The 13,190-nt window shown below is 71.4% G+C and carries 10 protein-coding genes, 3 tRNA genes and 8 pseudogenes; 13 read left to right on the forward strand and 8 right to left on the reverse strand.

Going from position 1 to position 13,190, the window contains the following annotated elements:
• Positions 1-266: 266 nt before the first annotated feature.
• Positions 267-698 carry an SsgA family sporulation/cell division regulator gene (locus tag UG55_RS02805; RefSeq protein ID WP_018500117.1) on the forward strand — a complete coding sequence of 144 codons (432 nt, stop codon included), beginning with the start codon at positions 267-269 and terminating at the stop codon, positions 696-698.
• Positions 699-918: 220 nt separating this feature from the next.
• Here UG55_RS02805 and UG55_RS02810 read toward each other — a convergent pair.
• A partial coding sequence (locus UG55_RS02810; protein WP_242423637.1) for a chorismate-binding protein occupies positions 919-2,038 on the reverse strand: 1,120 nt, incomplete at its 5' end.
• Between the two features lie 423 nt (positions 2,039-2,461).
• On the opposite strand from UG55_RS02810, the gene UG55_RS02815 reads away from it, so the two are divergent.
• The 3 genes from UG55_RS02815 (at position 2,462) to UG55_RS02825 (ending at position 2,736) form a co-directional block, all read left to right on the forward strand.
• Positions 2,462-2,533, forward strand: a tRNA-Gly gene (locus UG55_RS02815).
• Positions 2,534-2,576: 43 nt separating this feature from the next.
• Positions 2,577-2,648 (forward strand) — tRNA-Cys (locus tag UG55_RS02820).
• Between the two features lie 13 nt (positions 2,649-2,661).
• Positions 2,662-2,736 (forward strand) — tRNA-Val (locus UG55_RS02825).
• Positions 2,737-2,923: 187 nt separating this feature from the next.
• Here the strand turns inward: UG55_RS02825 and UG55_RS02830 are convergent.
• From UG55_RS02830 to UG55_RS31650, 3 genes and pseudogenes are all read right to left on the reverse strand, one after another.
• Entirely contained in the window at positions 2,924-3,853 is a 930-nt protein-coding gene (locus tag UG55_RS02830) for an N-acetylmuramoyl-L-alanine amidase (protein ID WP_066062290.1), read from the reverse strand.
• 196 nt (positions 3,854-4,049) lie between these two features.
• On the reverse strand, positions 4,050-4,707 hold a 658-nt coding region (locus UG55_RS02835; protein ID WP_242423638.1), incomplete at its 5' end, for a DUF3097 family protein.
• Position 4,708: 1 nt separating this feature from the next.
• Positions 4,709-4,862: pseudogene (locus UG55_RS31650) on the reverse strand (DUF3097 family protein); the annotation flags it as partial.
• An 81-nt stretch (positions 4,863-4,943) separates the two neighbouring features.
• Between UG55_RS31650 and UG55_RS02840 the strand changes: the two are divergent.
• On the forward strand, positions 4,944-5,534 hold the full coding sequence (locus tag UG55_RS02840; RefSeq protein WP_066062295.1) for an isochorismatase family protein: 591 nt from the start codon (positions 4,944-4,946) through the stop codon (positions 5,532-5,534).
• Between the two features lie 45 nt (positions 5,535-5,579).
• Here the strand turns inward: UG55_RS02840 and UG55_RS02845 are convergent, their stop codons facing one another.
• The 4 genes from UG55_RS02845 to UG55_RS02860 form a co-directional block, all read right to left on the reverse strand.
• Complete coding sequence (locus tag UG55_RS02845) at positions 5,580-5,870, reverse strand: DUF4193 domain-containing protein (protein ID WP_066062298.1); 291 nt, start codon at positions 5,868-5,870, stop codon at positions 5,580-5,582.
• A 193-nt stretch (positions 5,871-6,063) separates the two neighbouring features.
• The gene (locus UG55_RS02850) at positions 6,064-6,597 is read right to left on the reverse strand and encodes a DUF3145 domain-containing protein (protein WP_066062301.1); all 534 of its coding nucleotides are present in this window, start codon (positions 6,595-6,597) and stop codon (positions 6,064-6,066) included.
• 154 nt (positions 6,598-6,751) lie between these two features.
• Positions 6,752-7,675, reverse strand: a complete 924-nt coding sequence (locus UG55_RS02855) for an SPFH domain-containing protein (RefSeq protein WP_066062666.1) — start codon at positions 7,673-7,675, stop codon at positions 6,752-6,754.
• A gap of 67 nt (positions 7,676-7,742) precedes the next feature.
• Positions 7,743-8,243 carry an NfeD family protein gene (locus UG55_RS02860; RefSeq protein ID WP_066062304.1) on the reverse strand — a complete coding sequence of 167 codons (501 nt, stop codon included), beginning with the start codon at positions 8,241-8,243 and terminating at the stop codon, positions 7,743-7,745.
• Between the two features lie 125 nt (positions 8,244-8,368).
• Between UG55_RS02860 and UG55_RS31655 the strand changes: the two are divergent.
• From UG55_RS31655 to UG55_RS31685, 8 genes and pseudogenes are all read left to right on the forward strand, one after another.
• Positions 8,369-8,953, forward strand: a pseudogene (locus UG55_RS31655) (glycogen debranching enzyme); the annotation flags it as partial.
• Between the two features lies 1 nt (position 8,954).
• A pseudogene (locus tag UG55_RS31660) lies at positions 8,955-9,107 on the forward strand (hypothetical protein); the annotation flags it as partial.
• Between the two features lies 1 nt (position 9,108).
• Positions 9,109-10,576: pseudogene (glgX, locus tag UG55_RS02865) on the forward strand (glycogen debranching protein GlgX); the annotation flags it as partial.
• Positions 10,566-11,288: alpha-amylase family glycosyl hydrolase (locus UG55_RS31665; protein ID WP_255360407.1), on the forward strand; the 723-nt coding region annotated here is incomplete at its 3' end. The pseudogene glgX and the gene UG55_RS31665, both read left to right, overlap by 11 nt.
• 1 nt (position 11,289) lies before the next feature.
• Positions 11,290-12,218, forward strand: a pseudogene (locus tag UG55_RS31670) (malto-oligosyltrehalose synthase); the annotation flags it as partial.
• 1 nt (position 12,219) lies between these two features.
• Positions 12,220-12,276, forward strand: a pseudogene (locus UG55_RS31675) (hypothetical protein); the annotation flags it as partial.
• Position 12,277: 1 nt separating this feature from the next.
• A pseudogene (locus UG55_RS31680) lies at positions 12,278-12,786 on the forward strand (malto-oligosyltrehalose synthase); the annotation flags it as partial.
• Position 12,787: 1 nt separating this feature from the next.
• Positions 12,788-13,142 (forward strand): annotated as a pseudogene (locus UG55_RS31685) (malto-oligosyltrehalose synthase); the annotation flags it as partial.
• Positions 13,143-13,190 lie beyond the last annotated feature (48 nt).

Below are 13,190 nucleotides of genomic sequence, written 5' to 3' on the forward strand. Positions count from 1 at the left end.
GCCTCGGTAGAACGGCCATTGTGCTCGGGGGAACCCTCAGTCGAACGCGGAAAGCGATCGCCTGACCACCATCGGTCAGCAGTCGCGGCCCGTCCCGACCGGGTCTTCTCTGGGGACTCCGGCCGGGCTTCCCGGGCAGGGCAACTCGCCCGAATCGCCGTAACGGATGTTGTCCTGGCATAACCTTGTTTCAAACGGGACTCAGAGAGGGAACTATCTCGTTACACGGGTGCTCGCCCGCACCACGCACCATGAGNGGCCGCCCGATGACTATTCGTCACGATTCGATCACCGCAGAACTCGCCCTTCGGCTCGTCGTTCCCGGTGGTGCTCCGGTTCCGGTCGCCGCCACGGTTCGCTACGAGCCGGCCGACCCGTACGCGGTCAGCATCGGCTTCCGTACCGGGGCCGATGAGGTCGTCGAATGGACCTTCGCTCGGCAGCTCCTGAGCGATGGCGTACGGCGGCCGGCCGGCGACGGCGATGTCCAGGTCTGGCCCGCCGCGCAGTCGGGCGGGCGGATCGTCTGTCTGTCCCTGTCCAGTCCGTCCGGTCACGCGTTGTTCGAGATGCCAAGGGCCGAGGTCCTGGCCTTCCTGCGCCGAACATACTCAGCGGTACCCCTCGGCGGGGAGAGCGACGTCATCGATCTGGACGCCGAACTCGCGCTGCTGATCTGGGGCGGCCCCGAACGGTGACATCACCGGGGTCGGCGCCGTGTCCGACCCCGGGGCCGGCCGGTGCGGGCACTTCCGGTACGAGTCAGCTCCCGTCCAACCTGAGCGCCTGGTGGGGACTCCCCACCAGGCGCTTCGTTGTGTCCGGCTTCGTGCCTGTCCGGCTTCGTTGCGTCCGGCTGCCTGGGGTCCGTTCGACGCGCCAGGCATCCCCGGGCCGACCACCGGGCCGATCGATCCGTCAGCTCGCCGCCGGAACACACGCGTCGGTGCCCTGCCCCACCTCGGGCCCGGGCGATTGTTCGGCCCCCGCCCGCCCACGGCCGGGTGCCGGCGACGACGAGGCCAGCGACAGCAGCCTGGCGGCCTTCAGCTCGGTCTCCTGCCACTCGGCCTGCGGGTCGCTCCCCCAGGTGATACCGGCGCCGGTGCCGAACCAGATCCGCTCGTCGGCCAGCCAGAACGTCCGGATGCCCACCGACAGCCAGCCCCGCCCGGTGTCGCCGTCGACCCAGCCGATGCCGCCGCAGTAGGGACCTCGGGCCACCGGCTCCAGACGCTCGATGATCCGCAGGGCGCTGGACTTGGGCGCCCCGGAGACCGACCCCGGCGGGCAGGTCGCCGCGAGCAGCTCGGCCCAGCCCACGCCCGGAGCCAGCGCCGCCTGCACGGTGGAGACCAGGTGGACGAGCCCCGGGTGGGCCTCGACCCGGCACAGCGCCGGCACGGTGACACTGCCCGGCCTGGCCACCCGCCCCAGGTCGTTCCGAACCAGGTCAACGATCATGACGTTCTCGGCCACATCCTTGTCCCGCAGGTCGACCGCCGTCCTGCCGGTGCCCTTGATGGGGCCGGAACGGACGATGTCGGCATCCCTGGACAGGAACAGTTCCGGTGACGCCCCCACGATGCGCAGGTCCGCCTCGGGCGCATCCAGGATCACCGCGTAGGGAGCGGGGTTACCGGCGGCCAGCACCGCCGCCAGAGCCGCGAGGTCGGGCCCGGCCGCACCGGAGCCGAGCGGCGCCGAGAGCAGCCGGCACAGGTTCACCTGGTAGACCTCACCGGCGGCGATCTGTGCGCGCACCGCTTCGACCCCCGCGACGTACGCGGCCGCGTCCAGGCTGCTGGTCCACGCTGCCCGGGGCGGGCCCTGCCAGGGCGCCGCCGCCAGCGAGGTGACATCTGGGGCCGCCCGCACGTCACGGAAGCGGACACAGCGGGCCCGACCCTCGAAGTCGACGACCACGCCCCAGAAGCCGCCGCCGTCCAGGACACGCAGATCATCCGAGACCGCCGACACGCCGGTGGCGAGCAGGCCGCCCGCGAGGAGATAGGACTGCCGGCCCCGGGCCGCCCGGNGGACGGTCGAACCAGCCACCCGTGACCGCATTACGCGCCGCTCCTGAAGGTCGTTCCCCCGTTCGTGGTGCCCCTGTCCGAGGCCGTCACTCCGATCACGGTACCGCCGTGGCCGGCCGCGCCTGGGCCGGAGGTGGTCGTCGCCTCACCCGCCCGGCGGCCCGAGGCCCTCGCCCGGCGCTCCGGACCAGCAGCCCGGCGACGCCGGGCGACCACACCTCACACCTGACGCAGAGAGTGACCGCCAGCTCAACGCACGATCGACAAACGGTCGACATTCGGGCGACATCCCGGCACGGCGACGCGCACATTCGACGACCGCCCCGATCGTCCGCTAGAGTGCTACCTGCACCGCCAAGCGGGAAGCCGATCCGGTCGGCCGACCGCCCTCCNTCTTCGAGGGAGGGAAATCTGCGGAGCATGCGGACGTGGCTCAGTGGTAGAGCATCACCTTGCCAAGGTGAGGGTCGCGGGTTCGAATCCCGTCGTCCGCTCGGAAGCGGTGTGGTCAGAGATGAAGCCATAACGGCCTTTCATGGCGGAGTGGCCGAGTGGTTTAGGCAAGGGCCTGCAAAGCCCTGTACGCGGGTTCGATTCCCGCCTCCGCCTCTGATCCTGTTACGGGCGATTAGCTCAGTGGGAGAGCGCTACCTTGACACGGTAGAGGTCACTGGTTCAATCCCAGTATCGCCCACCACTCCGTAAGCGCTGCGGCGCAACGAGTACGGCCACTCCACCCGGAGTGGCCGTTTTCGTTTCCGGCCTGCCCGGGAGAAACGGCCGAGAAGCGTTCGGGGTTCATCCCAGCCAGCCAGCCAGCCGGGCCGTGACCCGGCCAGCCGGCCGGTCAGCCTCACTCGGCCGGCCGGCCCTCGGGCGTCACGTCACGTGACGGTTCTCGGCCGGGGCACGGGGCCCTGCGCACCGACACCCGTGCTCGGCGGCCCCGAGCCGCCCGTTCCGGCCAGGAACGTGACGAGCCCGTCGACGAGCCCTTCCGCGGCCTGCTGGCGCCAGGCGGGATCGCTGATCCGAGCGGCGTCGCCCGGATTGCGCATGTTCCCGCATTCGAGGAAGACCTTCGGGACCCGGGAGAGGTTCAGCCCGCCGAGGTCCGACCGGACCGTGATGCCGTCCTCGCCGAGATAGTCCGCGCGCGGCTGTCCGGTCGCGGCCCCGAAGGACTCCCGCAGCAGGTCGGCCAGCTGTGCCGACGCGCCGAGGATGCCGCCGTTTCCGCCGTCGGGACTGGCCGCCGGCGCGATCACGTGGAACCCGCTGCCCGCCGACGGCCCTCCGTCCGCGTGGATGGAGACCACCGCGTCGGCCTCGGCGGCGTTGCCGATCCGGGCCCGCTCGTCGACGCAGGGTCCCACACCCTCGTCGTCGTACCGGGTGAGGATCACCGTCACGCCGAGCGCGCGCAGGGCGTCCGCGGCCCTCGTCGCCACGTCGAAGCTGAAGGCGTGCTCGGGGTACCCGTCCGCGGTCTGCGCACCGACGGTGTCGCACTCCTTCTGGAACCCACCGGCATCGACGCGACGGCCGATATCCGCCGAGTGGCTGCCGTTGCCACCGTTGTGACCGGGGTCGAGCACCACCGTCCGCCCCGCCAGGCCCTGGCCACCCAGCAGCGACGCGGCCTCGGTGCCCGACCGGCGTGCCCCGTCGCCCCGGTCGCCCCGGGGCCAGTAGGCCAGGCCGGCCACGGCCACGGCGATGGCCAGGACGGCCGCCACCGCGAGCATCGTGAAGGGCGACACCACCGCCCTGGGCAACTTCCTCGGTGAGCTCCCGGGTGAGCTCCTGGGCATGGACGCCCCCCGCTCCCTGTGCGCCCCCCTACGGCCCAGCCGATCCAGGCTCAGGCGATCAGGGCGCGGCTCCAGCGCCGGGCGGCACCCGCCCCGGACCGGGACGGCGAGCCCGAACGCCCAGACCAGCCGCCGGTAACCCTATACGCCCCGACTCGTCGGCCCTGCGACCGGTCACCCCACCCCGCCCCATCCGTCACGGAGCGGTGACGAAGTCGATCAGCTCTTCAACCGCCCGCAACAGGCCTGGTTCCAGGTCTGCGTAGGTGTTGACCGCGGCGAGCACCCGCCGCCACATCTCGCCCGCATCCGTGACCCCCAGGGCGGCGCAGACGCCTTCCTTCCACGGCTGCCCGCGAGGCACCTCCGGCCAGGCCGCGATCCCGACCGACGCCGGTTTCACCGCCTGCCAGATGTCGATGTAGGGGTGGCCGGTGACGAGCACGTGCTCACCGACGACGGCGCCCGCCACCCGGCTCTCCTTGGAGCCCGGAACGAGATGGTCGACCAGGACCCCGAGCCGGCGTCCCGGCCCCGGCCGGAACCCACGGACGATTCCCGGCAGCTCGTCGACGCCGTCCAACGGCTCGACGACGACTCCCTCGATTCGCAGGTCGTCGCCCCACACCCGTTCGACCAGCGTGGCGTCGTGCAGGCCCTCGACATAGATCCGGCTCGCCCTGGCCACCCGAGCGGGCTGGCCGGGAACCGCGACCGACCCCGAGGCGGTGCGGCCGGGCCGGGACGGCGCGGCGGGCCGCGCGCGGACCAGTGTCACCCGCTCGCCCTCCAACAGGAACGCGCCCTCGGCGAGTGGGAACATCCGCCGGCGGCCGTGGCGGTCCTCGAGGGTCNCCCCGCCGGCCTCGGCACCGACCACCGCCCCGCAGTACCCCGAGTCGGCGTCCTCAACGACCAGACCGAGCTCGATATCGACGGTCCGAGGGCGTCGGGATGCCCTGGACCTCGACTCGGCCAGGACATCGCGTCCGTAGTCGCGGCTGCGCACGCCCGCAACCTACAGTGGGGCAGGGGTGGGCATTCCCGGCGACACGCCGCCGCCGGAACGGAAACGGATCGGAGTAGGGCGATGGACACGCGCTACGGGGCCGGAGTCGCGCTTCTCGTCATCGACATGCAGAACGACTTCGCGGCGGTCGGCGGCAGCCTCTACGTCAACGGCGGCGAAGAGATCGTTCCGGGGGTGAACCGAGAGATCGCCGCGGCGACCCTCGCCGGTTCCCCGGTCTTCTACTCCCAGGACTGGCATCCGCCGTCCACACCGCACTTCGTCACCGACGGCGGGATCTGGCCGCCGCACTGCGTGCGAAACACGCCGGGCGCCCAGATGCACCCCGGCGTGACGATCGCGGGCGAGATCATCCGCAAGGGAGTCGACGGGGGCGACGGCTACTCGGCGTTCTCCGTCCGGGACGCGCGCTCGGGTGAGCGTTCCGCCACGGTGCTCGGCGAACGCCTCGCCGCGCACGCGGTGACCAGCGTCGTCGTCGTCGGCCTGGCCGGCGACTACTGCGTCCAGGAGACCGCGCTGGACGCGCGGGCGCTGGGTCTCGCGGCCCGGGTTCCGCTCCCGCTCACGCGCTTCGTGGAACTGGCCGCGGGCGACCGCGAGCGCGCGGTCGCCCGGATGTTGGCGGCGGGCGTGCAGGTCCCTGAATGACGCCCGCCCGGCGCGGGCCGCTTCCAGCCCACGATCCAGCCGCGCTCAGGCGGCGCAGTCCCGGCAGACCATCCGCCGGGCATCGTGGAGCTGGCTGCGGTGGTGGACGAGGTAGCAGCTGGTGCAGGTGAACTCGTCCGCCTGCCGTGGCAGGACGCGGACAGTCAGTTCCTCGCCGGACAGATCGGCACCCGGCAGGCCGAGCTCGGTCTCGAACGGATCAGCGTCGTCGCCGAGGTCGGCCGCCGCGTCCGCCCGCCGGGCCTTGAGCGCCTCCAGGCTCTGCTCGGAGTCCTCGATATCAGCTGTACGGGGGGTGTCGTAATCGGTGGCCACTGAGTTCTCCCAGAATGGTTGTGCTCTCGTCGTGCGCAACCCACAACGCACGACCCCGGGGGTATGTGCCCGTCCGGCCCACGGGAACACGATGTGGGCTTGACCACAGATGGATGAGCGGGTACTCACAAGGGCGCGGGCACCCCGCCGCCGGGGTGTTCCACCCCGGGCACGACCTGTCCGGGAGACCGGATCATCCGGTGCGCCGCAGCCAGGTTACCGGTGCGCCGTGCGCACCGCGGCGCAGTGGTTCCAGTACGTCGTCCCAGGCGGTGCCCAGCAGCCGGTGCAGGCCCCGCGAGAGGGGCTCCCGCGCCTCGCCGCGCTCCAGGAGCGCCAGCAGTGCGGCCTCCCCCACCACGACGTCTCCGTTGGCGGCGATGGCGGCGCGGTGCAGCCCGAGCTCGGGAGTGAACGAGTAGCGCTCCGCGTCACAGCCCGGTGAGGGACCCTCGACCGTTTCGAAGGTCACCTGGCCCAGCCGGCGCAGAACGGTGGCGAGCCGGCCGGCCGTCCCGGGAGAAGCACGCCACTCCAGCCCGGCACAGAGGAAGCCCGGCCGGCCCGGCTGGGCCGTCCAGGTCAGCGAAACCGGGGCGATCAGGGCTCCGGACACGGCGAACTCCAGGTGCGGGCACAGTGCCGGCGGGCATGCCAGTACCGCCAACTTGCCCGGCACGACGAAGGACGACGAGCCGGATGACAGCTCACGGGCTGTCGATGACATTGCCACCACGCGGGACCTCCGTCGACGAGGAACGCCTTCCCCTGCGTCTCGTCACATCGGACCCCTCGAGTGCCAGTCGATCGTGCCATGACCAGCGGGCCAGGACTAGACCTCCCCCCTCCCCTGGTGCCACATGTGGTGTCCCCCACCTCAGCTATGCGCCATCACCCTCCGCGGCTCCCCGGGAGCCACGGCCGGCGCGGGCCTCGACGTCGAACAGCCCCCCGGGCCCGGCGAGGCCCTGCAGCGCGGAGGTCAGCTCGCTGGGCACGATCCACAGCTTGCTGGCCTGCCCCTGGGCCAGCCGCGGCAGCATCTGCAGGTACTGGTAGGCGAGGAGCTTCTGGTCCGGATCCCCCTCGTGGATGGCGTCGAAGACGGTGCCGATCGCCTTCGCCTCACCCTCCGCCGCCAGGATCTGTGCCTCCCTGTGGCCTTCCGCGCGCAGGATCGCGGCCTGCTTCTCGCCCTCGGCCCGGAGGATCTCGCTCGCCTTCACGCCCTCCGCGGTCAGGATCGCGGCCCGCCGGTCCCGCTCGGCGCGCATCTGCTTCTCCATCGAGTCCTGGATGGAACGGGGCGGGTCGATCGCCTTGAGCTCGACCCGGTTCACCCGGATGCCCCACCGGCCGGTCGCGTCGTCGAGCACCCCGCGCAACTGCCCGTTGATCTGGTCCCGGGAGGTCAGCGTCGCCTCCAGGTTCATGCCGCCGATCACGTTCCGCAGGGTGGTGACGGTGAGCTGCTCGATGGCCCGGATGAAGTCGGCGATCTCGTAGGTCGCCGCCCGCGGGTCGGTGACCTGGAAGTAGATGACGGTGTCGATGCCGACGACGAGGTTATCCTCGGTGATCACCGGCTGCGGCGGGAAGCTGACCACCTGCTCCCGCAGGTCGATGCGTTCCCGGACCCGGTCGACGACCGGCACCACGATCGCCAGCCCCGGTGTCAGGGTGCGGTGGTAGCGCCCCAGACGCTCCACCACCATCGCCCGGGCCTGCGGCACGATCCGGACGGACCGGACCAGAAAGATCAGGACCACCAGCGCCACGACCGCGGCCGCGATGACTCCGCCCATCTGCAGCTCCTTGCTCAAGGCCGAGGTCCAGGTCCCCGGCGTGCGTTCCCGCCGTTCGACGGGTCGACTACGCGGCTGGCCCGGGCCCACCGGGCCCACCGGGCCCGGGTTCGGGACCGCTGACGGCCGGCGGGTTCACCTCGCCGCGGCACACGACCGCTCGGGCGCCGTCGAGCCGCAGAACCCACACCGTCGCCCCGACCTCCAGCACGTCCGTCTCCGGGAAGGAACGAGCGGACCACACCTCTCCGGCGAGCCGGACGCGCCCGTCCGTCCCGTCCACCCGCTCGAGGACCGCGGCGCTCGCCCCGACCAGCGCCTCCGTCCCGGTACGCAGCAGCGGCCCGCGGGTGAGGTGCCGCCGAGCGACGGGCCGCAGACCGAGCGTCAACCCGGCCGAGGTCACGGCGAACGCGACCAGCTGCACGATCAGCTCCGCGCCCAGGGCGGCGAGCCCGGCACCCACCAGCGCCGCGAGCGCGAACATGACCAGCACCAGGTCGAGCGTGAACAGCTCGCCGACCAACAGCGCACCGGCCACGATGACCCAGACGACCTCGTCCGCCATGGGGTTGCTCCCCCCGGTCGCGACAGCAACGATCAACAAGAACCTATACGGTGTCGGTCAACGGCCGCCCGCGGTTCGCGCGCCCACGGGTCGACGAGGGGTGGCGGGCCGTAGGCTTCGTGCGTATGTCACAGGTCTGGCCAGGCAGCCCCTATCCCCTCGGCGCCACCTTTGACGGGTCCGGCACCAATTTCGCGATCTTCTCCGAAGTCGCCGAACGTGTCGAGCTGTGCCTGTTCGACGCCTCCGGCGCCGAGCGGCGCATCGACCTTCGGGAACGGGACGCGTTCGTGTGGCACGCCTACCTGCCCACCGTGCTGCCGGGACAGCGGTACGGCTACCGGGTCCACGGCCCCTATGATCCCGCACGGGGCCACCGATGCAACCCCAGCAAACTGCTGCTGGACCCCTATGCGAAGGCCGTGGACGGCGAGATCGACTGGGACCAGGCCGTCTTCGGCTACAACTTCGGCGACCCCGAGAGCGTGAACACCGCGGACTCGGCCCCGCACATGATGAAGTCAGTCGTGATCAGCCCGTTCTTCGACTGGAACGGTGACCGGCCGCCGCGGCGGCCCTACAACGAGACCGTGATCTACGAGGCGCACGTGCGCGGGCTGACGATGCGCCACGAGGGTCTGCCCGAGGAGTACCGGGGCACCTACGCCGGAGTCGCGCACCCGGTGATGATCGACCACTACCACCGGCTGNGTGTGACGGCCATCGAGCTGCTGCCCGTCCACCAGTTCGTCCACGACGAGCACCTCGTGCGCCGCGGTCTGCGCAACTACTGGGGATACAACTCCATCGCCTTCCTGGCGCCGCACAACGCCTACTCGTCCGCAGGCGGTGCCGGGCGGCAGGNGCAGGAGTTCAAGGGGATGGTGCGCAACCTGCACGAGGCCGGCATAGAGGTGATCCTCGACGTGGTCTACAACCACACCGCCGAGGGAAACCACATGGGCCCGATGCTGTGCTTCCGCGGCATCGACAACCAGGCCTACTACCGGCTGGTCGACGACGACCAGCGTTACTACATGGACTACACCGGCACCGGGAACAGCATGCGGGTCCGGCACCCCCACGTCCTGCAGCTGATCATGGATTCGCTGCGCTACTGGGTCACCGAGATGCACGTGGACGGTTTCCGTTTCGACCTGGCGGCGACCCTGGCTCGCGAGTTCTACGACGTCGACCGGCTGTCGTCGTTCTTCGACCTCGTCCAGCAGGACCCGGTGGTCTCCCAGGTGAAGCTGATCGCCGAGCCGTGGGACCTGGGCGAGGGCGGCTACCAGGTCGGTAACTTCCCGCCGTTGTGGACCGAGTGGAACGGCCAGTACCGCGACACCGTCCGCGACTTCTGGCGCGGGCAGGACCACGGCATCGCGGAGTTCGCCTCCCGGCTGACCGGCTCCTCCGACCTGTACGAAAGCAGCGGCCGCCGGCCGTCGGCCTCCATCAACTTCATCACCGCCCACGACGGTTTCACCCTGCGCGACCTGGTCTCCTACAACGAGAAGCACAACGAGGCCAACGGCGAGGAGAACCGGGACGGCTCCGACGACAACCGCTCGTGGAACTGCGGTGTGGAAGGCCCCACCGACGACCCGGCGATCAACCGGCTGCGGGGGGCCCAGGCCCGCAACCTGCTGGCCACCCTGCTCCTCTCCCAGGGGGTGCCCATGTTGGTGGCCGGCGATGAGATGGGCCGCACGCAGGGCGGCAACAACAACGCCTACTGCCAGGACACCCCGGTCTCGTGGCTGGACTGGTCCGACGCCGAGCGCAACGCCGATCTCATCGACTTCACCGCCCAGGTGGCACATCTGCGCCGGGCGCACCCGGTCTTCCGGCGCCGGCGGTACTTCCAGGGCGAGTCGATCCGCGGCTCGGCCGGCGGCGAGGACAACGCGGGTGGGCGGCCCGACGGCGCGGAAACCGTCGACCCGGCCGCCAAGGACATAGTCTGGCTTCGTCCCGACGGTTGCGAGATGTCCGACACCGACTGGGAGTCCGGAACGGCGCGCTCGCTCGGATGCTTTCTGAACGGGCTCGGCATCCCGGATCCGAACGCGCTCGGAGAGGCGACCGTCGACGACTCCTTCCTGCTGTTCTTCAACGCCCACCACGAGCCGATCCGGTTCCGGGTACCACCGGCCAACTTCGGCACCACCTGGGAGATCATCGTGGACACGCGCCAGTCGAGCGCAGAGATCGCGGCGATGCTCGGTGGCACCGAGCTGGATGCCGTCGACGTGGAGCGGGTGGTCAAGGCCGAGGACCCGCTCGAGATCGACGCCCGCGCCACCCTCGTGCTACGCCGTGTCAGCTGACCGGCCGGGTGGCCCCGACCGGCGCGGGGCCACCGAACGACACGCGCCGCACGACCGCCGCCGCGACGGCGGCCCGGGTCGGGACGGCCAGCAGGGTGGCAGCGAGCGGCGGGCCGTCCCCACCGGGACGTACCGCCTCCAGCTGCACATGGAGTTCTCGTTCACCGACGCCGCCGTGATCATTCCCTATCTGGCGGCACTCGGGGTCTCCCACCTGTACCTGTCACCCATCCTGGAGGCGGCGCCCGGGTCGACGCACGGCTACGACGTCGTCGACCACAGCCAGATCAGCCCCGAACTGGGCGGGCTCGGTGGCCTGCGCCGCCTGGTGGCCGCCGCCCGGCGGGCCGGACTCGGGCTCATCGCGGACGTCGTGCCGAACCACATGGCGGTGCTGACCCCCGGCACCACCAACACGGCCTGGTGGTCGGTGCTGCGCGAGGGCCCCGACTCCCCCTACGCCTCCTGGTTCGACATCGACTGGGACTCCCCCGACAACCCGGGGCGGGTGCTGCTGCCGCTGCTCGGCCAGTCGCTCGCGGACAGTCTCGCCGCCGACGAGATCACCGTCGAGCAGGACGAGGACGGCGAGTGGGTCATCGTCTACTACGACCACGTGCTGCCGGTCGCGGCCGGCACGGCCAACCCGGCCGACGTCGCGGCCACCCTCGACGCGCAGTACTACCGGCTGTGCTGGTGGCGGGTCGGCGGCNCGGAGCTGAACTACCGCCGGTTCTTCGACATCTCCTCGCTGGCCGGGCTGCGCCAGGAGGACCCCGACGTCTTCGCCGCCACCCACCGCCTGCTGATCGAGCAGGTCCGCTCGGGCAACCTGGAAGGGCTGCGCATCGACCACCCGGACGGCCTCGCCGACCCGGAGGAGTACCTGCGCCAGCTCGCCGAGGCCACCGGCGGTGTCTGGACGGTCATCGAGAAGATCGTCGAGCGGGAGGAGGCCCTGCCGGACGGCTGGGCCTGTGACGGCACGACCGGCTACGAGGCGCTGAACCGGCTCACGAGGCTCTTCCTGGACCCGGTGTCCGCCCGCACGATGTCCACCCTCTACACCGAGATCACCGGGCGTTCGTCCGACTTCGCGCCGGTGGCGCGGCAGGCGAAGATGGACGTGCTGACGAGCGTGCTGCGGCCAGAGGTCGACCGCCTCACCGGGCTCGCGCTCGCCGAGGCCCGCCGGGACCGCGCCGACCTCACCCGGGCGGGCCTGCGGGAGGCGCTGCGGGAGGTGCTCGCCGCCTTCGAGGTGTACCGCGCCTACATCCGGCCGGACGGCACCCCGAGCCTGGAGGCGCGCGGCCACATCGTCCGCGCCTGTGAGCAGGCCCGGTTGGCCCTGCCCGGCCGGGCCAGCGAGATCGACCTCATCGAGGACCTGGCCCTCGGCGGGCCCCCCGAGTTCGTGGTGCGCTTCCAGCAGACGTGCGGCCCGGTGATGGCGAAGGGCGTCGAGGACACGGCCTTCTACCGCTACGTCCCGATGGTCGCGCTCAACGAGGTCGGCGGGGCGCCCGGCGACTTCCCGGCCTACCCGACGGGGCACCCGCGCAGTGCCGTCAACGAGTTCCACGAAGCGAACATCACCACCCAGCGCTCGTGGCCGCTGACCATGACGACGCTGTCCACCNACGACACCAAGCGCTCCGAGGACGTCCGGGCCCGGCTCGCCGTGCTGTCGGAGGACCNGCGGGGCTGGGCGGACATCGTGCGCCGGCTGGCGCGTCTCGGCGAGCGGCACGCCGACCCCGAGGCGGGCTGGCCCGACCCCGTCACGATGTACCTGCTGGCGCAGACGCTCGTCGGCGCCTGGCCGATCTCCGCCGAGCGCGTCACCCAGTACATGATCAAGGCAGTGCGGGAGGCGAAGTACTACACGACCTGGGCGGACACCGATCCCGCCTACGAGTCGGCGCTGACCAACTACATCGAGTGCACGCTGGAGGACGAGGAGTTCGTCACCGCGCTCGACACCTACGTCTCCACCCTGGTGGAGCTCGGCCGGCAGAACAGCCTGGCGCAGAAGCTGCTCCAGCTCACGATGCCCGGCGTCCCCGACGTGTACCAGGGCCAGGAGCTGTGGGACCACTCGCTGGTGGACCCGGACAACCGCCGCCCGGTCAACTTCGGCGAGCGGACGAAGATGCTCACCGAGCTGGGCGTGGAGCCGGGCTCGGAGCTCGCGGCCCCGCGGCGCCNGCCGGTGCTCGACGACTCCGGGGCGGCGAAGCTGCTGGTCGTGGCGCGCGCCCTGCGCATCCGCCGGGACAATCCGGAATGGTTCGGCGAGCAGGGGACCTACCGGCCGCTGTGGGCGTCCGGCTCGGCCGCCGAGCACGTGGTGGCGTTCTGCCGCTCCGAGTCGGTGGTGACGGTCGTGCCCAGGCTGGTGCTCGGGCTGCGGCGCGGCGGCGGCTGGCGGGACACCACGGTCACCCTCCCGGAGGGCCGCTGGGCCGATGTGCTCACCGGCCGGCGGCATGACGGCGGGACAGCCTACGTCCTGCGGCTGCTGCGCGACTTCCCCGTGAGCCTGCTGGTCCGCACTCCCTAGCGTGCCGCGCCCGGGAGCCGACAGGCGGGCCTCTACCGGTAGACAGGA

Origin of the sequence: Frankia sp. EI5c (genome assembly GCF_001636565.1) — a bacterium.
Taxonomy (GTDB): Bacteria; Actinomycetota; Actinomycetes; order Frankiales; family Frankiaceae; genus Parafrankia.